This window comes from Vibrio sp. 1401 (genome assembly GCF_033340295.1).
In genome coordinates this window covers 58,039-84,313 of the sequence record NZ_JAWOWF010000012.1, presented here as the reverse complement: position 1 = coordinate 84,313, position 26,275 = coordinate 58,039, and the positions used below count along the sequence as shown (strand labels likewise).

18 protein-coding genes are annotated in these 26,275 nt (G+C 44.7%); 8 read left to right on the top strand and 10 right to left on the bottom strand.

The window, feature by feature from the left end; translation table 11 throughout:
* Positions 1 to 86 precede the first annotated feature (86 nt).
* The 7 genes from malT (at position 87) to sstT (ending at position 8,808) form a co-directional block, all read left to right on the top strand.
* On the top strand, positions 87 to 2,795 hold the full coding sequence (gene malT, locus R7Z77_RS08825; protein ID WP_213967503.1) for an HTH-type transcriptional regulator MalT: 2,709 nt from the start codon (positions 87 to 89) through the stop codon (positions 2,793 to 2,795).
* A gap of 578 nt (positions 2,796 to 3,373) precedes the next feature.
* Positions 3,374 to 4,291, top strand: coding sequence for a DUF368 domain-containing protein (locus R7Z77_RS08820; protein WP_031778872.1), 918 nt, complete (start codon positions 3,374 to 3,376; stop codon positions 4,289 to 4,291).
* A 243-nt stretch (positions 4,292 to 4,534) separates the two neighbouring features.
* A complete protein-coding gene (locus tag R7Z77_RS08815) occupies positions 4,535 to 4,960 on the top strand; it encodes a hypothetical protein (RefSeq protein ID WP_025768641.1) in 426 nt (141 codons plus the stop codon).
* Between the two features lie 9 nt (positions 4,961 to 4,969).
* Positions 4,970 to 5,584, top strand: coding sequence for an SCO family protein (locus tag R7Z77_RS08810; protein WP_213967504.1), 615 nt, complete (start codon positions 4,970 to 4,972; stop codon positions 5,582 to 5,584).
* On the top strand, positions 5,574 to 5,882 hold the full coding sequence (locus tag R7Z77_RS08805) for a PTS transporter subunit EIIB (protein ID WP_213967505.1): 309 nt from the start codon (positions 5,574 to 5,576) through the stop codon (positions 5,880 to 5,882). Before R7Z77_RS08810 ends, R7Z77_RS08805 begins: the two co-directional genes overlap by 11 nt.
* Before the next feature lie 275 nt (positions 5,883 to 6,157).
* Positions 6,158 to 7,234 (top strand): ribosome small subunit-dependent GTPase A, encoded by a 1,077-nt coding sequence (gene rsgA / locus R7Z77_RS08800; protein WP_213967506.1) that lies wholly within the window; start codon positions 6,158 to 6,160, stop codon positions 7,232 to 7,234.
* A gap of 356 nt (positions 7,235 to 7,590) precedes the next feature.
* Entirely contained in the window at positions 7,591 to 8,808 is a 1,218-nt protein-coding gene (gene sstT / locus R7Z77_RS08795; RefSeq protein WP_005374821.1) for a serine/threonine transporter SstT, read from the top strand.
* A gap of 65 nt (positions 8,809 to 8,873) precedes the next feature.
* On the opposite strand, the gene pdxY is transcribed toward sstT, so the two are convergent.
* From pdxY to R7Z77_RS08765, 6 genes are all read right to left on the bottom strand, one after another.
* The gene (pdxY, locus tag R7Z77_RS08790; protein WP_054574874.1) at positions 8,874 to 9,743 is read right to left on the bottom strand and encodes a pyridoxal kinase PdxY; all 870 of its coding nucleotides are present in this window, start codon (positions 9,741 to 9,743) and stop codon (positions 8,874 to 8,876) included.
* A 101-nt stretch (positions 9,744 to 9,844) separates the two neighbouring features.
* Positions 9,845 to 10,033 (bottom strand): AbrB/MazE/SpoVT family DNA-binding domain-containing protein, encoded by a 189-nt coding sequence (locus R7Z77_RS08785; RefSeq protein ID WP_017634469.1) that lies wholly within the window; start codon positions 10,031 to 10,033, stop codon positions 9,845 to 9,847.
* 146 nt (positions 10,034 to 10,179) lie between these two features.
* Positions 10,180 to 11,490 carry a putrescine-ornithine antiporter gene (gene potE, locus R7Z77_RS08780; RefSeq protein WP_005374814.1) on the bottom strand — a complete coding sequence of 437 codons (1,311 nt, stop codon included), beginning with the start codon at positions 11,488 to 11,490 and terminating at the stop codon, positions 10,180 to 10,182.
* Positions 11,491 to 11,551: 61 nt separating this feature from the next.
* A complete protein-coding gene (gene speF / locus R7Z77_RS08775) occupies positions 11,552 to 13,732 on the bottom strand; it encodes an ornithine decarboxylase SpeF (RefSeq protein WP_011106546.1) in 2,181 nt (726 codons plus the stop codon).
* 410 nt (positions 13,733 to 14,142) lie between these two features.
* Positions 14,143 to 14,589, bottom strand: coding sequence for a helix-turn-helix transcriptional regulator (locus R7Z77_RS08770; protein ID WP_005374797.1), 447 nt, complete (start codon positions 14,587 to 14,589; stop codon positions 14,143 to 14,145).
* A 537-nt stretch (positions 14,590 to 15,126) separates the two neighbouring features.
* Positions 15,127 to 16,323, bottom strand: coding sequence for a tetratricopeptide repeat protein (locus tag R7Z77_RS08765; RefSeq protein ID WP_213967507.1), 1,197 nt, complete (start codon positions 16,321 to 16,323; stop codon positions 15,127 to 15,129).
* A gap of 546 nt (positions 16,324 to 16,869) precedes the next feature.
* Between R7Z77_RS08765 and pulA the strand changes: the two genes are divergently transcribed.
* Positions 16,870 to 20,859: a pullulanase-type alpha-1,6-glucosidase gene (gene pulA / locus R7Z77_RS08760; protein ID WP_213967508.1), complete on the top strand. Its 3,990-nt coding sequence runs from the start codon at positions 16,870 to 16,872 to the stop codon at positions 20,857 to 20,859.
* 99 nt (positions 20,860 to 20,958) lie between these two features.
* On the opposite strand, the gene R7Z77_RS08755 is transcribed toward pulA, so the two are convergent.
* The 4 genes from R7Z77_RS08755 to R7Z77_RS08740 all read right to left on the bottom strand — a co-directional run bounded on the left by R7Z77_RS08755 (position 20,959) and on the right by R7Z77_RS08740 (position 26,273).
* Positions 20,959 to 22,575, bottom strand: coding sequence for an endonuclease (locus R7Z77_RS08755; protein ID WP_158173269.1), 1,617 nt, complete (start codon positions 22,573 to 22,575; stop codon positions 20,959 to 20,961).
* A 331-nt stretch (positions 22,576 to 22,906) separates the two neighbouring features.
* Entirely contained in the window at positions 22,907 to 24,520 is a 1,614-nt protein-coding gene (locus R7Z77_RS08750) for an alpha-amylase family glycosyl hydrolase (RefSeq protein WP_213967509.1), read from the bottom strand.
* Between the two features lie 120 nt (positions 24,521 to 24,640).
* Positions 24,641 to 25,147, bottom strand: a complete 507-nt coding sequence (locus R7Z77_RS08745) for a hypothetical protein (protein ID WP_005374788.1) — start codon at positions 25,145 to 25,147, stop codon at positions 24,641 to 24,643.
* Positions 25,148 to 25,463: 316 nt separating this feature from the next.
* Positions 25,464 to 26,273 (bottom strand): MalM family protein, encoded by an 810-nt coding sequence (locus R7Z77_RS08740; protein WP_005374786.1) that lies wholly within the window; start codon positions 26,271 to 26,273, stop codon positions 25,464 to 25,466.
* Positions 26,274 to 26,275 lie beyond the last annotated feature (2 nt).

Here is a 26,275-nt window from a genome sequence, read left to right as displayed (position 1 = left end):
TTCAGTAAGACGGCTTTCAAGGGGGCTTTACTAGAATGATCACGTTGCTGTCATTTGGGTATACATAAATAAGGACATAACTACTAATGTGGATTCCATCTAAGCTTACTCGACCAGGACGCCTGCACAATGCCATCGTGCGCCCACGAGTGTTGGACTTACTACAGCAAGCGCCTTACTACAAATTGGTTTTATTCCGATCCCCAGCAGGTTACGGAAAAACAACAATGGCAGCGCAGTGGCTATCCGATAAGCCAAACGTCGGTTGGTACAGCATTGATGACAGCGATAACGACGGCTTTCGCTTTGTAAACTATCTGCTTCAAGCATTAAACAAAGCCACCAACTTCAGTTGCGCTAACGCACAAAAACTGGCGGAAAAACGTCAGATCTCGTCTTTACGCTCCCTATTTAGCGAAGTATTCGCTGAAATGGCTGACTTTCATCAAGAGTGCTACGTGGTGCTTGATGACTACCATTTAATCACGAATGATGAAATCCATGAATCCATGCGTTTCTTCTTAAAGCACATGCCAGACAACCTCACCGTTGTGGTAACCAGTCGTGCAGCGCCGCCTCTGGGCACTGCAAACTTACGTGTTCGTGATTTAATGATCGAAATCGGCAACGAGATGTTGGCGTTTGATACCGAAGAAACCACTCGCTTCTTTAACCAGCGTATCGCCGATGGTATTGATGAAGACATGGCGAACAGCCTAAGAACCTATGTTGAAGGTTGGCCATCGGCGATGCAGTTGATCGCATTACAAGCCCAACATCAAAACCGCACATTGGCACAAACTGTAGAGTCGGTATCGCAGTTCAATCACGCGCACTTGTGGGATTACTTGGTCGAAGAAGTGTTTGACTTACTCGATCACGAAACTCGTCACTTTTTAATGCAAGTATCCGTGCTTGACCACTTCAATGATGAGTTAGTGTTTGCCCTTACCCAACGCGAAGACGCACTGGGAATGATTGAATCGCTTAACCGTTACGGCTTATTTATTTACCCGCTCGAAGGGGAACAGAACTGGTTCCGGTTCCATAACTTATTTGGCGAGTTTTTATCTCATGAGCGCCAAGCTCGTATTCCTCAGCAAGAAAAAGATCTCCACCGCAATGCTGCTATCGCTTGGTTACAACAAAAAGCACCACACCAAGCGATTCATCATGCACAAAAATCGAATGATAAGGACTTAGTGGTAGAGATCCTAAACGAATTCGGCTGGAAGATGTTTAACCAAGGCGAACTCAGCACACTGGAAAGCTCAATTAACAAGTTGGACGATGATCTGTTGTTCAGCCACCCAAAACTTACGATGCTCCGAGCATGGTTGGCTCAAAGTCAGCATCGTTATAACCAAGTGGGCCACCTGCTTGAAGAAGCGGAAGAGGAACACAAAAAGCGTAACATTGCGTTAGATATTCATTATCAAGGTCAAGCAAACGCGTTGCTTGCTCAAGTGGCTATCAACAGTAACCAGCCAGAAAAAGCTCTCGAATTAGCGGAGTTAGCGCTTAGCCAACTTGATAACACAATTTACCGTAGCCGAATTGTGGCGACTTCGGTTGTTGGTGAAGTTAACCACGTGCTAGGTAAACTAGACCGTGCTTTGCCAATGATGCAACAAACTGAAAAGCTAGCTCGTCAGTATCAGGTATACCACCAAGCGTTATGGGCAATATTGCAGCAAAGCGAGATTTTAATTGCACAAGGTTACGTGCAAGCGGCCTTTGAACTACAAGATTCCGCATTCCGTCTGATTGAAGATCAGCAGCTTCAGCATGTTCCTCTTCATGAATTTTTGCTGCGTATTCGCGCGCAAGTACTTTGGTGCTGGAACCGACTTGATGAAGCGGAAGAATGCGCGTACAAAGGTCTGCAAATTCTCGAAAACCATTCACCAAGCAAGCACTTACATAGCTATTCGATGTTGGCGCGTATTGCGATTGGACGCGGTGAATTAGACAAAGCCGGTAAATTCATTGAGCATATACAGCACTTGATGAAACAGTCGACTTATCACGTAGATTGGACTGCAAACGCTTCACTATCGTTGATTCTATTTTGGCAAGCGCGCGGGAATACCGATGCAATGCAAGAATGGCTCAACACTGCGGTTCATCCTGAATCGGCATGCAACCACTTTTCTCAATTGCAATGGCGTAACATTGCTCGCGCCCACATTAACTTAGGCCAATATACCGACGCTCGTGCTGCGTTAGATTTTCTCCAAGGTGAAGCTCGTCGCACTAACCTAATCACAGATACTAATCGCAACTTAGTGGTTGAAGCGGTCCTTTCTGCTCGCCAAAAAGATGAGGAGCAAGCCAAGGCTCTGTTAAAAGAAGCATTAGTAATGACGAACCAAACTGGCATGGTCGGAAACTTCCTGATTGATGGTGCAACCATTGGCGGTCTGCTGGAGAAGTTGAGCCTCCGCCATGAACTGGGCGATCTTGAGCGTCACCGTGCTCAACAGTTAATGAAGGACATTTCATCGAATCAACGTAGCCGGTCGATTCACTTTGATGAAGACTTTATTGAAAAGTTGGTGAATCATCCTAATGTGCCAGAGCTAGTACGTACCAGCCCATTAACACAACGCGAATGGCAGGTTCTGGGACTGATTTATTCAGGCTTTAGTAACGAGCAAATCGCACAAGAGCTGGATGTGGCAGGTACGACAATTAAAACCCACATTCGCAACCTGTACCAAAAGCTTAATATTGCTAATCGTAAAGAAGCCATTGTGACAGCTGAAAATTTGCTACAGTTAATGGGATACTGAACTGCTAGATAAACGGGTTAAAACGTAAAGTAAAACACAAGGGTTGGCGTAACACGTCAGCCCTTTTTTATGACTGACAGGAAGAGAAGTGCAATTTGCAAAGCACGTAAGTAACGTTGTTCATATAAAAAAATAGCCAACCGCAATAATCGCGATTGGCTTATATTTAGTGTGAACAAATTGTATTCACTAACAACGTCAGTTGGCTAGGTGACCCTCGGCTTAAGAAGGGTCGAGCAGTATTATGCATTAATCATGCCAAAATGCAAAGACTTATTTTTGGGCACAAGATCTCATATAAGCTGGATTTATTCACGCGAAAATTATCAAAATGCAATTTGATAATGCGAATTGCAATTGCATAATGCAACCAAGATTGATAATTGATAGTAGAGTTAATCATCTCAAAAATGTAAACCAAGCATTAAAAGCTCGTTACGGCGGCATTGTCTTTTGGCGGGTAATAAAGATAGGCAATAGATTGGATATAAAACCAAGTAGTTACAGCACTATTTCATACTTTTTTCATCGCAATGTTTGTATACTCTCTGCCATCGAAACGACTTAGCATTAGAGCAATGAACTACTTAATTACTTTCTTCAAAGGAATCGCCATGGGTGCAGCAGATGTGGTACCTGGTGTATCTGGCGGCACCATCGCGTTTATCACTGGTATTTACGATACGCTGCTTGAAAGCATTCGACGCATTAACCCCTCACTTTTCTCTATCTGGCGAAAAGAAGGGGTTAAAGCCGCGTTTAATCACATCAACGGATTCTTCCTTATCGCTCTGTTTGCCGGCATTTTCACCAGTATTGCAACGCTAGCAAAGTTGATTACTTGGCTTCTTGACACACACCCGATCCCACTTTGGTCATTTTTCTTTGGTCTGATTTTGGTCTCTGTGTATCACATTATTCGTCAGGTTGAGCAACGCGATCTTGTCCGCTTTGTCATTCTGCTCGTTGGTGTCGGGTTTGCTTATAGTATTACTGTGCTCAAACCTTTACACATGGAACCAACGGCCATTAACACCTTATTCGCTGGAGCTATCGCGATTTGTGCGATGATCTTGCCGGGTATCTCTGGCAGTTTTATTTTGCTGCTGATTGGCATGTATGCTCCTGTATTAGCCGCAGTGAAAGGTTTTCAAGTCGATACATTAGCGCTATTTTTGTCTGGCTGCGTGATCGGTTTACTGTCCTTCTCTCACTTATTGTCGTGGTTACTACGCAAGTTCCGTGATTTCACCCTGATGTTTTTGACTGGATTAATGATTGGTACGTTGCCAAAGATTTGGCCATGGAAAGAAACCATCACTTGGCGCACCAATTCGAAGGGCGAACAAGTGCCATTGCTACAGCACAACCTATCACCATTTGAATTTGAACACGTGACATCACAACCTTCTCAGTTAGTACTTGCTGTCGTGATGATGCTTGCAGCCATTGCTCTGGTTTTAGGTCTAGAGAAATTCGCAGACTCAGATAAATAACTTTGGTATCAAATACATACTGAACCAAATAAAAACGGAGCCAATTGGCTCCGTTTTTATTTATTGGCTAAGGGCAAAACATCTCAATTGAAAACTCTGCTGTATTTGATGCAATAAAGTCCGTCGCGTTACTAGGAAGCTGGTCACCGAGGTATAACGCACAATTTACCGAGGTCACGAGTTGGCGAGCGGCGCATCTGTGCTACGATGCTCGTAATGTTAAGTGATAAATGCTGAACCTTAATGAAACTGTTACAAATCGCCGCTGTTTCAGCCGCATTAGTTGCGGGATTTTATGCCCCGACTCTAATAAAAAGCTTTTCTTCTTCCACTCAAAGCAAGTCAATAGATGAATACTGCTTTCTCTCTACAACCTCTTGCGTCCAAGAAAATGTTACGATGACGCTAAACTCAGAAACTGCTCAACCCTTGGTTCCTACCACTCTAAATGTTGAGTGGCATACAAGCGATGCTAAGCAACTCATCCTAAGTCTTTCAGGAAGAGAAATGGAGATGGGTGAGCCCAAGTTTTTGCTTAAGCAAATCGCTCCTGGCCAATATCAAGGTGACATCATTCTCCCGGTTTGCACGGAGGATGCAATGACTTGGGTTGGTGAACTCAGTGATGGAGAGAATACCGTTTACCCTGCTATAAAAATGCAAAGATAAGGAATCGTTATGAGCCGCAATTGGTCCCTATTTCTCGTAGCTGCTTTCGCACTCGGGTTTGGCGTAAAGAGCTATTTAGATAACCAGAAAACGAAGCCAGAGCAAGTGGACAGTTCCACCTCTCAACAAACGGTATTGTTTGGGGAAAATAACCAAGCCGTCAATATCTTCGATGTGAATGACCCTCGCATCCGAGTCGTCTATTTTGGCTTTACTCGCTGCCCAGACGTTTGCCCAACTTCTCTTGCAATGCTGGCAGGAGCACTGAATCAAATTGACGACGCGCAAAAAACACAACTACGCCCGATGTTCATTTCTTTAGACCCAGAGCGTGATGAGGCCGATGCATCAGCAAAATATGCCCATTACTTCCATCCAATGATTGAAGGCCTATCGGCACCACTTGATGTAACGACACCTTTGGCACACAACTATGGTGTCATTTTCCGCAAGACAGAATTGGAAGGCTCGGAACTAAAATACACGCTGGATCATAGCTCTTACTTTTACTTCTTGAAGCCGGATGGCACGTTAATCACTAAAGTACCGCATACGCTCTCGCCGGCACCGATTGTTGAAGCCATTTCAAAACTAACGACCGAAGGCTCTTCAAATGACGGTTAAGTCAGTGCTGAAGCAATTTTTCAATTTCCTAACTCATACCAACCCCAATGTCGAACAAGACGTCGATACGATCATTGACGCCATTGGGGGCGTAGAGAACCTGCTAGAAACTGGTGCATGTGCGACTCGGCTGCGTCTTACCCTCAGAGCGACGTCCGTCATCGATAAGAACGCACTCAAAAATCATGGCGCGCATGGCGTCGTGATATTGGATGATCGTCATGTCCAAATCATATACGGCTTAAAAGCCAACACGTATTCGCAGATTATGGAAGAGCGCATCACAAAACAAAGTTAATATTTTTGCAGTATAGCTACCCTCTTTAAAAAAGGGCGGCTATACTCTTTTGGCTTAATTAACTCACTTATTTATTAACCAACGAAGAGGACACAAGATGATTGTATTGAATAACACTAACTGGGCATCGCAAGGGTAACCCTAACAGCACCAACTCTGTGGCATAACCACAACTCCCCTTCTCTGCCCGGTCTTCACCGGGGTCAACTCTATCCGAATTAGACCCTAATGCGATTTGTATTAAGGCGCTTTGTTGCGTCTGGGATAATTCAATAATGAATCAAACACATACTTTTTGTGACACATTAGTTTCAACTTCAAACCCTCTAAAACAATTGGGTTGGAAACCATTTTTTCAGCAACAACTGACATTAGACGATTACGACAACACTATCTTTGCTCGTGTAATTGCGCATCACCGAAGTGGTTATTTATTGGCAACAGAAACTGGGCAAGTTCATCTTAATGCCCACCATTCTTTACCCAACATGACCGTCGGAGACTGGGTAATCTTAAATGAAGATCAGCAATTTGTTCGCTTACTGGATCGCTTGAGCCTCTTTAGCCGCAAAGCCGCTGGCAGCAAAGTGGCAGAGCAACTCATCGCAGCCAATGTGGATACAGTGTTTATCGTCTGTTCCCTTAACGACGACTTCAATTTAAGTCGTATTGAACGTTATCTTGCCTTGGCTCATGAAGCCGAAGTCGAACCCGTCATCGTGCTTTCCAAAGCCGATTTGTGTGACAATACTGATGAACTAAAAAGCCAAGTACAGAAGCTCGACCCTCTATTAGCTATAGAGACAGTCAACGGCTTAGAAATAGAGAGTGCTTCTAAACTCATGGCCTGGTGCAAAGAAGGACAAACCCTCGCTTTTATCGGTTCTTCAGGCGTTGGCAAATCAACTCTTGTTAATGCATTACTCGGGCAACAAGAACAGGCAACTGGGCATATTCGTGAAGACGATAGCAAAGGGCGACATACAACTACATCGCGCTCTATCCATCTATTACCTGATGGCGGCATCTTGATTGATACTCCGGGAATGCGCGAGCTTCAACTAGCAGATTGTGAATCGGGGGTCAGTGAGGCATTTTCTGACATTGAGGCTCTCGCTCAGCGTTGTCGCTTTGGCAATTGTAAGCACCAAACTGAGCCAGGCTGCGCAGTTCAAACTGCGATTGCAAATGGCAAACTGGAGGTTCGTCGTTTCAATAACTATCAAAAACTATTGCGAGAACAAGCCTTTAACGGCGCGACTTTGGCAGAGCAACGAGCTCAAAGTCGACAGTTCGGGAAACTCACTCGAAATGCCATGAGTGATAAGCGCAGGCGCCAACAAAGTTATTAATTTGTTGCGTTTGAGTTGTCAATAAAATCAAAGGAGACGAAAGTCTCCTTTTTAACAACTTTATTAAAAACCATTACTCATAACTAATGATAATTTTCAACATAAAAATCTTATTTAAATAACATTGAGCAAACATTTAATCCAAAAACAAACTAAAACTAGACACAAAATATTACCAAGCTAAGATATGTGATATTCAGCAAGAAAATGGCTGAATTTATAAAAACAGGATAATTGATAATCATGTGTCTTAGTGACCAGAAGCAATGCTCACCCCTTGCAATACAAGGGCATTATCGCCGTGTAATGATGGACTATTGCCCTGCCACTCTGGCATAAAATTGCAGGAATGATGTATGCAACACAACAGCCTCGTTGCCCGATATGCTCGTGGTAACCTCGTCGTCCAGATCCTTGTCGGTATCGTCTTTGGTATTTTGCTCGCGACAATTTCTCCAAGCCATGCCGAAAGCGCGGGATTAATTGGTAGCCTTTTTGTCGGTGCGCTTAAAGCGATCGCGCCAATTCTTGTGTTTATTTTGGTTGCCGCTTCAATTGCAAACCAAAAGAAAAACCAACACACTTACATGCGCCCAATCGTTGTACTGTACCTGATGGGTACATTCTTCGCGGCGCTATCAGCAGTGGTTCTAAGCTTCCTTTTCCCGACCAATTTAACGCTTGTCACCGGCGCTGAAGGTGCAACGCCTCCTCAAGGTATTGCTGAAATTCTACGCACATTGTTGTTTAAACTGGTCGACAACCCAGTAAATGCACTAGTAGAAGCAAACTACATCGGCATTCTTGCTTGGGGTGTGGGTCTGGGTCTTGCACTACACCACGCATCGGCAACAACGAAGGCCGTATTTGAAGATCTAAGCCACAGCGTGTCTCACATTGTGCGCTTTATCATTCGTCTTGCACCATTTGGTATCTTTGGCTTGGTTGCTTCAACGTTTGCGACAACGGGCTTTAGCGCACTAGCAAGCTACGCACACCTTCTGGCGGTTCTTCTTGGCGCAATGATGATCATCGCACTCGTTGTAAACCCGGCGATCGTGTTCGTTAAAACCAAACAAAACCCTTACCCACTTGTATTCCGTTGTCTACGTGAAAGTGGTGTAACTGCGTTCTTCACTCGTTCAAGTGCGGCGAATATTCCAGTAAACATGGCACTATGTGAGAAGCTAAAACTGGACGAGGATACATACTCAGTATCTATCCCTCTAGGTGCGACCATCAACATGGCTGGTGCTGCAATCACTATCACAACACTAACGCTTGCAGCTGTGCACACTATGGGTATCGAAGTTGATCTACTGACTGCGCTACTTCTAAGTATTGTAGCTGCGGTTTCTGCATGCGGCGCATCAGGTGTTGCAGGTGGCTCTCTACTACTTATCCCTCTAGCGTGTGGCCTGTTTGGTATCTCAAACGACGTAGCCATGCAGGTTGTAGCGGTTGGCTTCATCATTGGTGTGATTCAAGACTCGGCTGAAACAGCACTAAACAGCTCAACAGACGTTGTCTTTACGGCAGCAGTTTGTAAATCAGAGCAGCAAAAAGCTCAGTAAGACTGACAGAACAAAGAGAAAGGGGAGCCGATGATGGCTCCCCTTTTTTGTTTAATTGCGCTCAATTACGCGGTGACCAAAGCCACCTCTTCAATTGAGAAATGCTTACTTGGCTCAACAAACTCTTGCTGCGCAGCAATAGTTTGCAGCTCCCATTCGCCTGCATGGTACGTTGCACTTAACACCCCGTAGCATGCGTCATGACAATGTTGGAAAGCTTGCTTGGGAGACCAGCCTTTTAAGAGTCCCGCGGTAAAGATAGCTGAAATAAGATCGCCCACGCCAACAGGTTGTTTAGCAAACTCAAATTGAGGACGCTTCGCAAGGTAAATGCCTTCTTGCGTAGCCAATAGCATGTTGAAGCTGCCATTTTCTAGGCAGTAAAGGTGCTTAACTAGCACCACTTTTGGACCTTTTTCTAGCGCACGTTGGCATGCGGTGATCGCATCGTCTAGTGAGTGGATTTCCATCTCAGAAAATTGACTTAGCTCGAATTGGTTCGGAACGATCACGTCCGCCATTGGCATCAAACGCGTTAGAAGATTTTCAGCAATGCCCGGAGCCACAATGCAGCCTTTGTCTGGCGCGCCCATCACAGGGTCGCAAACGTAAAGTGCGTTCGGGTTTGCTTGTTTCACTTTCGTCACGGTATCTTCAACAGCAAGGCACTGCTCTGCGCTACCTTGGTAGCCCGTCAATACCGCTTGGCACTTTTCCAGCGCGCCGATGTTACCAAGTCCACGAACTAACTCGCTGATGTCTTCAGCCGCAAACGCTCGCCCAGTCCAGCCTTCTTGATACTGCGTGTGGTTAGAAAATTGAACGGTATGAATCGGCCATACTTCGAAACCCATGCGTTGCATTGGGAAAACGGCACTGCTGTTACCAGCATGACCAAAAGAAACATGAGATTGTATAGAGAGGATACCTTGCATAGTACCTTACCTCTTATTGTAGTTATCGATAGTTCAAAGACAGCGGCAAGCGCCAGTTTTGCGAAACCAGTAGTGTATCCGACAAACCAAGATTCTCTAACTCAATTCTCCTCAATATCTTCAGAGTAAGTTGGCGCGCTGGTTTTCAACACCATCTTCTTAATTTCCATTTTGTCTTTATTCAGTGCGATTTCTAGGGTATCTCCTTCCCTTATCCCGAGCTGAGCCAGGATTACGCTTGGAATGACTACGGCGGTGTCGTCACCGATTTTAACAGGTTGACTTATCATCTTTCGTCCTCCAAATGTCGAAAATGAGTTTTCACGTCATTGGATGTCTAGCCTCAAATACATTAAGCTGACTTGGATTTGGCGTAAATGCCTAAAAGCAAAGAGCCTTCCACACCGCGTTTGGGAAGGCTCTTTCAGTATTATTTTCAATTTGCTAAAGGCTCATGCTTCGCAGCAATCAGACCGTAAGCACTCCAGCCTAGGAAGGTTACGATAGAGCCCCACATCATCGCTTCGTAGCCGGAGCCATAAAGCGCATAGAAGCTGTACAGAGAGCCAATCAGAGCGATAACGTTGGTGGTTTTCATCTCACGCTCTGGCACGTGCGCCACTTGCTGCATAATAAAGATTGCGCCCATACATAAGATGTAAGGAATAACGTTTGTTACTACCGCTAGGTTAACCAGTGCTTCGAACTGCTCGTTCAGCGTTGGAGAAATCGTCATTAGAGACAATACTGATTGGATGATAGTAATCGCGATCATACCTTTGATCGGTGTGCCGCGTTTGTCCACTTGAGAGAACAATTTAGGGAAGAAGCCCGCGTCAGAAGACGATTTGAACACTGACGCGATAGTGAATTGCCAACCCAATAGAGAGCCTGCACAAGCCAATACCGCCATACCCGCAACCACTTTACCAGCGGCTGAACCTAACATCACTGTCCATACGGTTGAGAATGGTGCTGTAGATGCAGCAAGCTCAGAGTTTGCAACGATACCAGAACAGATGTTTGTCGATACAATGTAAACCACAGCCGCGATTAGCGTACCGCCTAGCACTGCGATTGGTACGTTCTTCTCTGGGTTTTCTACCGCTTCAGAGTTCGCACAAGCTGATTCAAGACCAAGGAATGCCCATAGCGTCATCGCAATAGAAGCACTCACTGCCTCACCAAATGGCAAGCTGTGTGGGTTCCAAGCTTCAATGTACATGGTTGGGTTAAACCAGAACCAACCAACAATACCCAATGAACACACTGGTAGGATTACGCCCCACACGGTGAATGTACCAATTTGACCTGTGATTTTCGCACCACCGAAGTTAGCGAAAGTACAAATCCAAAGAATGGCGATGGTGTACAAACAGGTTTCGACCGGAGATAGGGTCACTTCAAAGAATGCGGAGCCGTAACCCACACAAGTAATCGCGATCGCAATGTTCGCAATAAGGAGCGACAAACCGTAAGTCCAGCCCGCCATAAATGCACCCGATTTACCGAATGCATAAGACGCGTAACCGTTCATACCACCGTCACGTTTACTAAAGCGACCACATTTTGCAAACACATAGGCCAACGCCAAAGAGCCCGCCGCCGTGATCAGCCAAGACAACACAGAAATGGTGCCCACTTGCGCCAGTTTACTTGGCAGCATGATGATGCCGGAGCCGGCCATGTTGATGAATGTCAGAATGGTTAACTGCACCACCGACATTTTTTTAGTTTCAGTACTCATAAATTATTCTCCACGAATAAGCGGTTCGCACCGACGCCGGAGCGTGGTGCGAACGGGTAGATTAATCTTTTAGGACATAACAATGTGCGGTAGTGCGACCGTTAACATCTTCAAGGTACACACCTTGAATTTCTGGCGCGAAGCCTGGGAAGCGGTTGATGCCTTCTTCTAGAGATAGGAAGTAATCCACCACGTGTGGGGTCCAGATTTCACCAGTGATCACACAGATGATGCCTGGAGGGTAAGGAAGTGCACCCTCAGCGGCTACGCGACCCACGGCCTCTTTAAGTGGTAGGTAATCGCATTCACCACGGAAGTATTTGCGTGTTGCCACGTCTGGTTTGTGAACCATTTGTGGGAAGTACTCGCTGCGGAACATCGCTTTTTGTAGCTGTTTCACGTTCAGCTCTTTGTACATGTCATGCATTTCCTGACATAGCTGACGGATGGTGTAGCCACGGTAGCGTTCTTTATTCGCTTCGTAGACGCTTGGAAGTACGATACTTAGAGGCGCATCATCACGGATGAATTTTTCGAATCGGTTAATTTGAGCCACAAGGTGACGGATCTTACCCATATCTTCCGCAGGAGTGAGTAGGAACAAGATAGAGTTCAAGTCACACTTCTCAGGGATGATGCCGTTTTCACGAAGGAAGTTCGCCAATAGCGTTGCAGGAATACCGAAATCTGCGTAGCTGCCGTCTTCTGCAATACCCGCAGTAGTTAGCAACAATTTACATGGGTCAACGAAGTATTGACCTTCACCGTAACCTTCAAATTTGTGCCAGCTTGCGTTTGGCTCAAACATGAAGAATTTCTTGTTCGTGGCGATCACGTCAGTGTCGTAGCTGCCCCAAGGTTGACCTTCGACTTCGTCTGGAATGAACGGACGAATCAATTCACAACTCTTAAGGATTTCTTTACGCGCTTCGATACCAGTCTTAACCGCATCACGCCATAAACGCAGACCTGCTTCGCCATCGTGGATCTTCGCGTTCACATCAAGCGCAGAGAACAGTGCGTAGAATGGTGAAGTCGATGCGTGCATCATAAACGCGTTGTTAAAGCGTTTGTGGTTACAGTAACGAGCTTGACCTTTGATATGGCGGTCTTTTTTGTGGATTTGCGATGTTTGAGAGAAGCCAGCTTGTTGTTTGTGAACAGACTGAGTCACGATCACACCTGCGTCTTCTGGTTTCAAATCCAGCAGCAGTGGTGAACAGTCTTTCATCATAGGGATGAACTGCTCATAACCAACCCACGCAGAGTCAAACAGGATGTAGTCACAAAGATGACCGATCTTATCCATCACGTAACGAGCGTTGTAGATAGTACCGTCGTAAGTACCAAGCTGGATAATAGCAAGACGGAAAGGACGTTCATCGCGTGCACGTTCTGGATCCACTTTCGCGATTTGAGCACGAATGTATTCTTCATCGAAACAGTGCTCATCCATACCACCGATGAAGCCCCAAGGGTTACGCGCCGTTTCTAAGTAAACTGGCATACCACCCGCTTGGATTAACGCACCGTGGTGGTTCGATTTGTGGTTGTTACGGTCGAACAGTACCAAATCACCTTCAGTTACTAGCGCGTTACACACCACTTTGTTTGAAGCAGAAGTACCGTTGAGTACGAAGTAAGTTTTGTCCGCGTTAAATACTTTTGCAGCGTGCGCTTGCGCTTGGTGTGCAGAACCTTCGTGGATCAGCAAGTCACCTAAATCCACGTCCGCGTTACACAAGTCACTACGGAACAGGTTTTCGCCAAAGAAATCGTAGAATTGTTTACCAGCTGGGTGTTTTTTGAAGAACTGACCACCTTGGTGTCCCGGACAGTCAAACGCTGAGTTACCCATCTCAACATAGTGCGTTAATTGCTTGAAGAAAGGAGGAAGCAGACGACATTCGTACTTGGTTACTGCTTCGTTGATTTGACGACAGTAGTACTCAATAGATTGTCTTTCTAAATCGATAACGCCAGTTAGCCAAACGTAATCTTCTGCCGAAACTGGGTTTTCATCCGTTACTAAGAAAACTGGAATACCGTAACCCGTTTCGGAAATCATTTTATGCAGACCTGCTTTAATGTCTGCTGAAGTAATAATAGCCGCACCAACGTCGGTTAATTCAACTTGCTCTAAAGGTTGTAAATGACGATTAAATTGTTCATCTAAAGATTCAGCTAATAAACTGAAGTCTTCTGGCATGTAATTACTAACACCTATAATTAAACGTTTCATTTGGAATATCTCTTTTTTGTTCTTTAAAATTGACAGGTACAGATATTACAAACTAAAATGATATTTAAAATTAAAAAAACAAATTTCGTGATTAAATTTTCATATTTAAAAGTCTTATTTTCTCGAATTAGAATTTCGCGACCTTCATCACTTTCCAATTGATAGTCCAATGATATTTAAACCAGAATTAAAAGGAAAAATAATTAAAAATTGTGTGACCACAACCATTATTGTTATAAATAAAATATCAATAAAATAATTTTTTGAGATTTACATCACTATATAATTATTAGGAATGTATTATTAGGGATGATAAATATTTTAATTTTAACTAAATTCAAACATATAATAAAAAAGCCATCAACACATGTATTGATGGCTTTTTACTTAAGGTGCAAAGGAAACACAATTCAATTAAATAAATGACTATCTAGTTTGACTCCATCATTCGACCATTGCTGATAACGTTTTACAGACATGCCTGACGAGTACATAGTGTGTTTACAATCCATGCACTCGACAAAATACAAGCCACTCATGCCAGCCATAACGTGCAGTCTACGGCTATCGCAACGCTTACAGGACAAGCGTTTTACTTTGGTATTGACGTCAATACGACGAGCAAAGTTTAACGTTTCATGAGAACATAAAGCATCAACAGCACTATCTTTAAATGGATGTTCACTCAACAAGTAATTAATGGCGTAATCATACACCGGGGGGATTGAAGATTTTCCACTTTCAATATTACTTATTTTAGCGACGGAAACACCTAATAAAGAAGCGAACTCAGCCTTACTGTACTCTAAGATAAACCTTGAAGAGATAAATTTATCTGCACTAATGATTCTCAACATACACAAATCTCTAATATAAATAAAAACAGAGATAAAAAATCATCTCTATTTATTATGAAACATGTAATGAAAAAGTTACTTCCTAGTGTAATTCTGCATATTAACTATGCTATTTTATTTTTACGTTATCTTGCGCCTAATTAATCATAAAATCAATAATCGACACCTAAATATAAAAGAACAATTTAAGATTTATAATACATTTTTTAATTTACATTATTAGATAAAGTAATGAGTACTATTCACCTATAAATCGGGACATCAAGTATTGCTCTTCAATCATTATTACTATCAATTGAAAAGGCTTGATCTAAGCCCAATAGCGGAAGTAAATAAAGAGGGAAAAACCTCTTTTTTAAGGTAAACAGATCCCATCTTAGTTAAGTACTAAAAATATGTTGAAAAATCGCATAAATAGTATGCACATCAGTAAAATGACTGCTTAAGTAAGTTTACATTCTGTTGTCGTGACTGATAGAGATACTGGCAAAAGAGCAAAAGAAAAGCCTCAATCTTGAGGCTTCTGGATAAGATAGGTTATGGCTGAAGGAAGTTTTGAGTGAAATCGAGCGCCTCTTTAGAGAGTTTTTTTTCGTTGGGCGATGTGCTTGCCTGGTCTTCTGCTGTTACCGTTGTCATGTTAGGCTGAAAATCTAGTGTTGATGCCTCCTCCCAAGCTTCGGAGGCGTCTTTATTCTCATCATTCAACACCGCATTGAGCTCCTCTTCCGCAGGAAAATACGCTTCGCGTTTGTACACTTTGTTAAGGGCTCGAATAATAGAGTGCTTTCTCACCATTCCTGAGGCCAGCTTTCTTTGCAACGGCTTCGCTATGGACTGCAATCCAACGACAACATCAACACCAATATTGGTTGCCACTTCATCACGTAACATACGCGCAGGTTGGTAGCCCATATTGGCAGCAAGAAACAGCCAAACGTAAGCAATTGCATTACCCGTTTTACCTTTATCCTTCCACGCTTCGCCAGCATGATACATCGCTTTAGCACTGCCACCTTCCGCGGCCCGTTCCAGCCAGTAGCAACCTTTAACCATGCTTTTTTCTGTACCAATGCCATTTAGGTAACATAAGCCGACTTGGATCTTGCCATCTGCACTGTCTTTTTCCGCCGCTTTCATAAACCAGTAAAGCGCATCTGCACTGCGTCCCGCACTATTGTCTGGTGAAAGCTGCCATTCCCCCATATAAATCATGGCATCAATGCAGCCTTCTTCGGCGGCAGTTTCAATCAGTTGGTTACCTTTTGGGATATTTTTTTCAGTTCCTCGACCAAAGACCAAGGCCTTGCCCGTCGAAAATTTCGCTTCGGTATCCCCTTCCATTCCCGCAATTGCGGTACGCCAGAAGTTTGCCTGCTCTTTTAAAATCACATCTTCGCGCATGCGTTCACTTAAGCGAACAATGCCGTACATCCCCGTCACATTGTCCAGTTTAGCGGCTTTATCATACCAATACAGCGCTTGGCGAATGTTGTCCTTTTCGGCTTCTTTCGCTAGAAATAAAATGGTGGGGATATGCCCGGTTTCTGCTTTGAACTCTCGCTCTTTACGCTCTTGCTCTCGCGCTTTATGCATCGCCTTTCGATAAGCGGCTTCGCGAGCTTTCCTCTCTGCCTCGAGTCTCTGTTTCCGCATCGACAACGAGATCATCCACACAAATATCAGGACGAGTGAAAGGCCAGTTGCCGCAATGGCAATGCCCATACTACTCATAAATAGCCTCTTTTGGTTTCAGGGCCCAATTCAACTCCCTTTCAGGGAAATCTTATGATTACGCGCCGACATAACGCCGACTACCTTCATTATATAACGACCACTTAGCGAAAATCTGAAGCTTGCGAAGACTTAATGGCGGTATTTTATTCAACATCACTGCAACTTATTTTTAAAAGAAAAATATAGCCCTCATTTTTATAGAACTTAATCACGGTTTTGGGGCTGAGACATTCTCATCCCCTATCATCCCCCCTTACTCATCCCATAAAAATTTACATTTTAATGATGTGCAGAATCTCTCACTATGCGCCTGTTTTATTATTTAATTTGTGAACAAAATCGACTGTGACAGAAAATTTGCACCTGTAAAAAACTTAACAGCCTGCTCTCACATTTTGCTGATGATTCAGTGTATTAGCATCTAATTGAACATTTCCTTTTTTGGCATCTGCCTTTCTAGCGTGTGCAAAACCTTCTTGATGATTGAGTCAGCGAAGGCAGCGCGCAGCTCAATATCAATTCAATAACAATGGATTTGTAAACGTGGACAATAAGACATTTAAATTATCAACAATTGCCAAAACCGTACTGCCTTTGATTTCCGTCGCGGTAATCAGCGGTTGTGGTAGTGATAGCACGAACGAAGATACGACGACCCCTGGCTCAGGCTTGTACCCTGCGGGAGAGAACGAAGTCGTCATTTATTACAAACGTGACGTAGCATCAGCTTCAACAGCCAGCGACTACGAAGGTTGGGGCTTGCACCTATGGAACGGTGAGGGCTGTACCAGCACAGATTTAGACGCAATGGGCATTCCGGGAACAGGAACGGATTGGTCTGCGCCACACCCATTCGATGGCATCAACGACACCTACGGTGCTTACTACGTACTGAAAATAAACCCTGACGCCTCTGACCCACACGAATGCATGAACTTCATTCTGCACAAAGGTGATGAGAAAGCGTTCGGCAGCGCAAACTCAAAAGTAGAGTTGACGAAAATCGGCGAATCGAAAGGTTTGTTTGGCTTCCACGGCAGCAGTGAACTTTACTACGAGCCAATAGAAGAGCGCCCTGTTGATATTGATGGTCAAAAAGCCCATTGGTTAGACGCCAACACCATCGCATGGGAAGCGGCGACCAGTGCGGATTCCATGAAGCTGTTCTACAGCCTTAGCAATGACATCAAAATGGATGAAGACAAGCAAATCTCTGGCGGTACAGCCGTTGAGCTGACAAAAGCTGGTGAGTTGTCTGATGGTCTGAAATCACGCTTCCGTCACCTTGCTAGCCTTCAAGCTGCGGGTATCGATGTCGATGACGCGACCTTGCGTACGATCCTGAAGTCACAAATTGTTATGGTGGCTTACAACGCAAATGGTGACGTCATTTCTGCAACTGAAATGCAAAAGCCGGGCGTTTTGGATGCGGTGTTTGCCGATTCCAAGGCAGGTAACGCGATCGGTCAAGAACTCGGTGCGATTGTGGAAGGCGGTGCCGCAACCTTCAAACTATGGGCACCAACTGCCCAAGATGTTGATCTGATAATCTACGATGAAAACTTAGCAGAAGAAGCGACCGTTGCCATGACGGAAGACCCAGCAACAGGTATCTGGGTTTCTGAGGCACAAAGCAACGTTGTCAACAAATACTATCGCTACCAAGTTAAAGTATACCACCCAACAACTGGCGTCGTTGAAACGCGTTTGGTAACAGACCCATATTCAATGAGCTTGTCTAAGAACTCACGATACTCGCAAGTGGTTGATTTAGATGATCCAAGCTTAATGCCTCAAGATTGGAAAAACTACGCACGCCCAACGGTTAAAAAAGACGAAGACCACGTCCTTTACGAGTCACACATTCGTGATTTCAGCTTTAACGACAGCAAAGGCACACCAAGTCTTGATGGCAAATATCTGGCGCTTACAGAACCTGAGCGTGAGTCTGTATCTCACTTACAAGCTTTAAAAGATGCTGGCCTAACAACGCTACATATCCTGCCTGCGTTTGATATTGCAACCGTGGATGAAGACGCTGACAAGCGAGTCGATATCACCGACACCGTGGGTAAACTTTGTGGCATCAAGCCAGAAGCCTCCATTTGTGAGACCGAAGATGACGGCAAAGTAATTGAAGAGGTATTAAATAGCTACGACCCAACAACGGGCAAAGCACAAGCGTTGATGAACGATCTTCGCATGCTAGACAGCTTCAACTGGGGTTATGACCCTTACCACTACACCGTGCCAGAAGGCAGTTATGCGACCGATCCTAACGGGTCTAAGCGTATTCTTGAGTTCCGCGAAATGGTTCAAGCGACGCATAAAATGGATCTGAAACTGGTCATGGACGTCGTGTACAACCACACAAATGCATCTGGTGTGAACGAAAAATCAGTACTGGATAAGATTGTCCCTGGGTACTACCACCGCCTAAACGTCAACACTGGCGGCGTCGAAAACTCAACCTGTTGTGATAACACCGCAACCGAGAACTTGATGATGGGTAAACTAATGGTTGACTCATTGATGGTATGGGCGGATGACTATAAAGTCGATGGTTTCCGTTTTGACCTTATGGGCCACCAGCCGAAAGATGTGATGGTTTACGCACTTGAAAAAGTCCGTGAAATTGACCCGAATACCTTGTTCTACGGCGAAGGTTGGGACTTTGGTGAAGTCGCGCAAAACGCTCGCTTCGATCAGGCGACACAAGTCAACATGGCGGGGACAGAAATCGGTACTTTCTCTGATCGTCTGCGTGACGCAGTTCGTGGCGGAAGCCCGTTTGATGGCGGTGTAGATTCTGAAGGTAAGCACCCACTTCGCTTTAACCAAGGCTTTGGTAACGCCGCTTACCCTAACGAAGAAACCAAAACTGACGCAGAGTCGGTGAATGGTCGTTTACACAACCAAGATCTGGTTCGTCTAGGTATGGCTGGTAACTTGGCTGACTACATCCTTCTTGATTACAAAGGCGAAACCAAGCTGGGTAAGAACGTTGATTACAATGGTGCGCCTGCAGGCTACACAAAAGTGCCATCAGAGAACATCTCTTACGTGTCTAAGCACGACAACCAAACATTGTGGGATAACAACGCCTACAAGATTGCGACAGGCACTTCATCTGCCGAGCGTGCACGTATGCAGTCTGTGTCCCTATCAACGGTGATGCTTGGTCAAGGCATTCCATTCATCCACATGGGTTCTGAGCTATTGCGCTCTAAATCTATGCAGCGCGACTCGTACGATTCTGGTGACTGGTTCAACCGTGTATTCTTCGACGGAAGCGACAATAACTGGAACGTTGGTCTACCACGTGAAGACAAAGACGGTGCAAACTGGGAGCTGATCAAAACCATCGTTGGTGACAGCACGGCGAAACCAGATTCAACCGACATCGAGCTGACTAAGCAACAATTCCTAGAGCTACTTAAAATCCGTAGCACAAGCGAACTGTTCCGCCTAGATACCGCGCAAGAAGTGATGAACCGTGTGGACTTCCGCAACGTAGGGAAAGACCAAGTGGAAGGCTTGATTGTGATGTCTATCGACGATGGTACATCAGCGGGTGCCGATTTGGATTCGAACTACGATGCTGTCGTGGCCGTTGTGAACTCAACATCAACTGAGAAATCTTTCAAAGTTGCTGGCGCAACTGGTTTCGAACTGCATGAAGTTCAACAAAACTCTGCGGATGACATCGTCAAAGGTGCAAGCTTCACCAATGAAACGTTCACAGTACCAGCACTGACAACAGCGGTATTCGTGCAGCCACAAAACGGCGCGCAAGGTGCTGGCCTACCAGTAAACACGGATAACAAAGACGTATCGAGTATTCCTCCTTACGGCGAAACCGTTGTTTACGTGAAAGGCACGATGAACGAGTGGTCTGATAGCAGTGATTGGGCGATGACCTTTATTGGCAACGGTATGTACTCTGTAACTGGCGTTCTTGAAGCTGGTGAACACGAGTTCAAATTCGCGGACTCTGGTTGGGCAAATCCAAACATCGGTTGTGATGCTGCGAATATAGCTTCTGGTTCACTAGAATTAGGTTCAGAAGGTAACTGTAAGCTGTCTGTTGCTGAAACAGGTAAGTACAACTTCACTCTGAACGCGCTACATGTTCAAGATGAAAGCGTAGAAAAACCGGTCGTGTCAGTGACCAAGTCAGCAGATGCACCAACATTCGGTGAAACAGCACTTTACTTACGTGGCACTATCACTACATGGGATGCTCCAGCACAAGACTCAACAGCGAAGTTCAGCTATGTTGCAAATGACGTTTATTCGCTAGACATTACCCTAGCGGCGGGCAACTACGAGATGAAAGTTGCGAGCGCAGACTGGGCAGCAGACACCAACTTCGGTGGTGAAGGCAGTGTTGAGCTTGGTAAAGCGCTGACGATGGAAGCCGGTGGCGGTAGCGCAAACCTAAAAATTGCGATTGCAGAAGCAGGAAACTACAACTTCCACTTCAATGCGGCTGACAAGTCGGCGCCAATCGTGACGGTAACGAAAAACTAGTTTCATTTAAAAACATCCGTAATGAAAAAGGGGAAGCATCACGCTTCCCCTTTGTTTTGTTGGCGTCACTAAATGGTGGATACCAAAATCAAAAAGGTGTTAGTTTCCCCAAATCTGTTCAACAAACTCAGGATGATCAATGAATGGATTACGATTGCCCTGAAAATCAAACACTTGTTGATTGCGGTTTCGTTCTTTTTCACTAACGGGATCATTTTTGTGCCAACGTTTCAGCATGTTTAACATCCAAGGTTCAAAAACCGTTGAACTTGAACCATCAAGGACAGCATCCGCATTGCTTGAATTGCCTTCCCAGTTACCTACAACATTTTCATAGCGGGTTGCCATGTAGAAATAAGCACGGGCGAAGTCGCCCTTAAACTCATCAATCGGCTCAAACACCGTACCGGAGTAGCCCAGACTAGTGCTTGCTTGTCCAAGTTTAGAGCCATTACTAGACACGTAGGTCGCGGTGCCCACTTCACCAAATGGCCAATTACTGCGCTTCGCGTTTACATAACCATCAGTTGCAAACAAGTGATGACCGTCTGAGTTCATCGGCTCAACCTTACCGCCAAACCAGCTTTTCGGAAAAGAGTGCTCACGGTTGTAGCAATCCCCTTCCGTTTTGTATTGGCCACATTGGTCTGTGACTTTGGTAAAGCTTACTGTATCGCTAGCAGATGGCTTTTCAGAGTACATATCGAGAATAGAGCCATCATTTTCATAATAACGATCAATATCGGCATCTTTTACCAAGGTCCAGACCGCAGAATAGCCTCGGCTGGAGTGATTACTGATAATGTTAAACAACGCTGTTTTTAGAGCGTATCCCGTCTTACCAGATGCCGCTTGATAGTAACCATCAACCACTGGTGGGGTCGTCGTTGTGTCACCTAAGTTAAAATCGGTGGTTTCACTTTTCGAGAATTCAGCGCCAGAAGCAAGAGTCTTATCTCCCTCAGTCAGCGTGTACGACCCCGCGCCACTGCCACAACAAATGCCGTCACCATACTCGTCTTGAATCGTGAATTGGTAGTTACCGTCAGCTAAGCACATGCTCTTTTCAATGGTGGTTGCTGACTCGTACCCCTGACCAGAAAACAGCACTTCGGCTTGGTTGTTTTTTAACGTCCAGCTAGTTTCTGAACCATAGTCATCTGTTGTGAGAGTCAAGACCACTTGGTGATCACTACAACTTTCTACAGGAGGTTGTGTACTCGTCTCAGTCGGTTGAAAATTATCGACGTAGACAACTTCTGAGCCATCAAAACTGGCTTCATCGTAAAAACGCAAACCGACGTTGATGGTCTTGTTCGAGCTCGCTGTGTAGTTGTGCGCGAGCTCTTGCCACTGGTTTATCTGTTGTGGGTTCGAGTAATTGTGATAACCATCAACCACCAGACGTGCTTTTACATTTCCTTCGGTATGATAAACCGAGACAGAAAACGGATAGGTTTTCCCTTGCTCCACATTAATGGTTTGCAAAAAGTCGGTGTTGCTTTGGGTACCTGTATTCACGACGACCTGGGCAACCAGACCACCCGATTTGATTTGCTCGCTGCTTGGCGACACTGTAATGCCCGCGTCAATCTCTGACCACTGCGTAGGTACATTGCCATTCCACTGCTCAAAGTCACCGTTGATAATTTGGCTATATGCAAACGGAGAGCTAACAGCAGCAAGGAGACAGAGGGAGTTCGTTATGGATTTCATTATACTTTTCCATTAGTTATATAAATCCCAAACACGATAAACATATTAGTGGGGCATAAGTAATCCTTCAGTCACATTTTTACGTTGCACAAGTGTTAATTTACTTTTTAATGTGCAGCTTATCTCACAAATATCCATCTGCTGAAAACAAATGCCAATACAAAAAGCGAAGCAACTTGTTGGCTACATCGTCGTAAAACCATTAAGGGAAAAGTAAAACAGACAGAAACAAGCCAAGTGTGAGCCTATGGAGGTCAGCAACAACACTTGGCTTGTTTATAAGAAAGCTTGTGGTCAGCTCAACTGGTGAGCATCAATTCTGGATAATTCCTTAAGGTTTTACCGCAAAGAATCGTCCTTGTAGTGGCGACATCAGAATCTGATATTGACCATTACTCGGAGTAATTTTTTCATTCGTGAGCAAATCCACCAACTCACCAGTACCAACACTCTCCTGAGTAAGAGTGACGCTTCTAGCGCTCTCTAAGGTATTTAGCGCAAACAAGACTTTGTCCGAACCAGATTGTTTCAAGTCCACATAACTGCCGTTACTCGCAACTAAATTCGTGCGTGACCCTTGATAAAGTGCAGGATGCGCATCGCGCATTGTCATCAGCGATGTCACATAAGATTTGAGATCGGCTTGGTTTGCATCAAGCGTCGCCGTCACGCCTTCAATTTTCGCACTACTGCGCGCAACGTGATCATCGCACAAACCTTGAATGGCGCAGGTGCTGTTGTCTTCTTTTGCGGCAAAACCATCCACTTGATCCCCGATTTCATCACCGTAGTACAACGTGATTGGCCCGGTGTACGCCGCTTGGAAAGCAAACGCGGCTTTATGGCGTAACCAATATTCTGCATCATTCACATCCGCCAAGTTTCCGCGCTGTAACAAGTCACCAAAGCGCACTAAATCATGGTTGCCGATCATCAAATTCGGCTGCGCATGTGTTGGATATTGGTTGTGTGTGCTGTAGCCGTTGTCTAACCAATCCGCACCGCGACCACCCACGCCGCTCTCATTCACGGCCAAAGTTTCAACGATGCGATATCGCATAGGGAAGTCAAACGCAGAGCACAATGCTGGATCGCTGTTCGATCCATACGCCTCATTCGCGATTTCAGACTCCCCTTTCCAAATCTCTGCCACCATATAGCCCAACGGATTCACTTGTTCGCCTTTGCTATTGGTGTACGTCACACTTTGTGAGGCTTCATCGACGGCTTTACGAAGTTGTGTCCAAGCGTCTGTCGGAACTTGATAGGCTTGATCTAAACGCCAGCCGTCAATCTTCAGTTCTTTGATCCAATACGTTGCCACTTCTTTGTAGAAATCGAGACTGGCCGGGTAATCAACGGGATTGCTCGATCCCGATGGCAACAAACCGGAAGGAGATGGTTTGATCAAACCATCTTTGTGATGACCAAATACACCATCAAAAAACACGTATAAGCCGCGTTTGTGTGCTTCCTCGACCAAGGTTCTCGCCGTTTCTAAATCACCAAAACGTGGATCAATGGTGAAGTAATCCGTTGCAAAGTAGCCCGTGGCATCCAGACGATCGGCCCAGTGCTCTTGGCCCGCTATCGCTTCCGATTCAAAAACTGGCGTCAACCAAATCGCGTTCATCCCTAAATCTTGGATGTAATCGAGTGAATCAATCACTCCTTGCAAATCGCCATTATGATGGCTGGTGCCATAACCTGTACCGTGACCAATGCTCGCATCACCATCCACAAAACTCTCTACCATGATTTGATAAGTACGAAGTTGGTTACTTTGCGCCATGACATTGGCTTGGCAAGCATAACTGGTATCCGGTAGCGGAGTGCTGCTATTAGTGTCGCCACCACCAGAAGAATTACACGCAGATAAAGCACCAATCACACTTAACGCAAGCAACGATCGAGGCAGGCGATGGTTACGTAGGATATTACGCATTTTATTCTCCCTAACTTACTCAAATAAACTACGGAAATTTGAGTAATAAAATTAACCCCGACATGTGTTTCATGCAGGGGTTAATAAATAAAAATAGATTTTAAATAACTGAATGGAATATTATTGGCACTTATTTACCATGACATGAACAGGTTTGCCTTTTCCTTCAAACTGAAGACTCCATACATATTTACCATCTTCTTTAATATCAACCGAAGTGTCCGTACCGTAACCACCAAATGTTAATGGTGTTAATTCACCAACGTTCATTCTATTACCTTTTGCGGTAAATTGTGGGAACCACAACTCGGTCGCGTACTGCATTTTGTAGGAGCCTACTTTTTCTTGAACCACGGCTTGGTAGAAATTATTCCCTTTGTAGGTGTATTGACGCTGAGGCACGTGTTTCCAATCGGAATCCGCAAAAGTACCCACCACAAATAGTGGTTTAGAAATAGGTCCTTTCGCTGTGCTATCTGGGTTGTCACACGCTTTCATGAAAGCAACCACTTCGTCTTGAGACATATTAACAACAGGCTCTGCGGCCGCTTCTGGTTCTGCAGTCGATTGACAACCCACTAAGGCAACAAGTAGAGCAGCAGCAAGAGAGGTCTTCATCATGTTCATTTCACGTAATTCCTTTTTAGTATATCCAAAGCAAAATAAACTCAACGGTTAAAAGAAATATTAATCGTTATTAAAATGGAAATATCAAACGCCAAATAAATATCGTCAGATTGTGAATTTAAATCACTTCGAGAAGTTTGTTTATTTCCTAAGTACAAAAAATAAATTAGGAACTGCCATTAATTATTGATCCAACCTATATAAAAAACAAAGTAATAAAAATAATTATGTGAATAAGGTAACTCTATGTAGGGGTATTTTTATTAGTTTATTTTCTATGAAAAAGGTCAGCATTTCGCTGACCTTTTTTATCTGATTATTTTCTATTTACGGCTTTCACAAACACTTGTTGTGCACCTTCAATACCTAGCTCTTTTGCTTCATCAAGCAAAGTGAGCGCTTTCGGAATATCATTCGCTGCGACTGCCGCTTCAATTGAGCTGTAGTAGTAGCTAGTAAGGTCCGTACCTTGGGGAATGTTGTCGTTTTTCGCAACAATCTTAGTATTCACAATATCATTCGCGGATACCGAAAAGCGGAACTGACCGAGTGGGCTATGTTTCGCTAGAGGGTCTGCAATATCTGGCGGCTGAGTGTGACGCGCCATGGCGAAGGCTTTTGCAGGGTGTAAAACTTGTGTACTTCCTTTTAGATCGGCGGAAGTCGTGTAAACCAACACATGCAGATCGTTACCTGTCATGTCTGGAATCACATTGAGATCAAGTACGAATTTATCGTTGTCCAACAGTTTTGCTGGTTCGTACTTAAACTTTGAAAAATCTGCTTGGTAAATGGTTTCTCCTGCCGAGTTCATCACTGCGACATTAGGAGCATAAAATTGAAGTTCTTTACTTACGAATGTCTCTAATTTGATATCGAGACTGCCACGGTTACCTGGAAGAGCAAACGCTGCAATAGCGCCAGCACTGTTACCATCCAACAACATTTGGCTTTTATCAGTCAAAGCGAACTCAGTAACCACAGGCACGTTAAGCGGTACCCATTGAATATCACCCGATTGCGTGATCACTTGTTGCTGACCTTTTGGACTCATCTCTACTTGTTCTACAGACGCACAACCAGTAGCCAACATGCCCAGCAGTACGGGAGCAAGCCATTTTTTCATTA

Excerpts from the sequence above, each read along its gene's own strand:
- potE (WP_005374814.1), bottom strand. The coding sequence starts at position 11,490 with ATGAGTACTGAAACTAAAAAAATGTCGGTGGTGCAGTTAACCATTCTG.
- R7Z77_RS08805 (WP_213967505.1), top strand. The coding sequence starts at position 5,574 with ATGACGGTTAAGTCAGTGCTGAAGCAATTTTTCAATTTCCTAACTCAT.
- R7Z77_RS08765 (WP_213967507.1), bottom strand. The coding sequence starts at position 16,323 with ATGAGTAGTATGGGCATTGCCATTGCGGCAACTGGCCTTTCACTCGTC.
- R7Z77_RS08770 (WP_005374797.1), bottom strand. The coding sequence starts at position 14,589 with ATGTTGAGAATCATTAGTGCAGATAAATTTATCTCTTCAAGGTTTATC.
- speF (WP_011106546.1), bottom strand. The coding sequence starts at position 13,732 with ATGAAACGTTTAATTATAGGTGTTAGTAATTACATGCCAGAAGACTTC.
- R7Z77_RS08740 (WP_005374786.1), bottom strand. The coding sequence starts at position 26,273 with ATGAAAAAATGGCTTGCTCCCGTACTGCTGGGCATGTTGGCTACTGGT.
- R7Z77_RS08755 (WP_158173269.1), bottom strand. The coding sequence starts at position 22,575 with ATGAAATCCATAACGAACTCCCTCTGTCTCCTTGCTGCTGTTAGCTCT.
- pdxY (WP_054574874.1), bottom strand. The coding sequence starts at position 9,743 with ATGCAAGGTATCCTCTCTATACAATCTCATGTTTCTTTTGGTCATGCT.
- rsgA (WP_213967506.1), top strand. The coding sequence starts at position 6,158 with ATGAATCAAACACATACTTTTTGTGACACATTAGTTTCAACTTCAAAC.
- R7Z77_RS08750 (WP_213967509.1), bottom strand. The coding sequence starts at position 24,520 with ATGCGTAATATCCTACGTAACCATCGCCTGCCTCGATCGTTGCTTGCG.
- R7Z77_RS08815 (WP_025768641.1), top strand. The coding sequence starts at position 4,535 with ATGAAACTGTTACAAATCGCCGCTGTTTCAGCCGCATTAGTTGCGGGA.
- R7Z77_RS08820 (WP_031778872.1), top strand. The coding sequence starts at position 3,374 with ATGAACTACTTAATTACTTTCTTCAAAGGAATCGCCATGGGTGCAGCA.
- R7Z77_RS08785 (WP_017634469.1), bottom strand. The coding sequence starts at position 10,033 with ATGATAAGTCAACCTGTTAAAATCGGTGACGACACCGCCGTAGTCATT.
- malT (WP_213967503.1), top strand. The coding sequence starts at position 87 with ATGTGGATTCCATCTAAGCTTACTCGACCAGGACGCCTGCACAATGCC.
- sstT (WP_005374821.1), top strand. The coding sequence starts at position 7,591 with ATGCAACACAACAGCCTCGTTGCCCGATATGCTCGTGGTAACCTCGTC.
- R7Z77_RS08810 (WP_213967504.1), top strand. The coding sequence starts at position 4,970 with ATGAGCCGCAATTGGTCCCTATTTCTCGTAGCTGCTTTCGCACTCGGG.
- R7Z77_RS08745 (WP_005374788.1), bottom strand. The coding sequence starts at position 25,147 with ATGAACATGATGAAGACCTCTCTTGCTGCTGCTCTACTTGTTGCCTTA.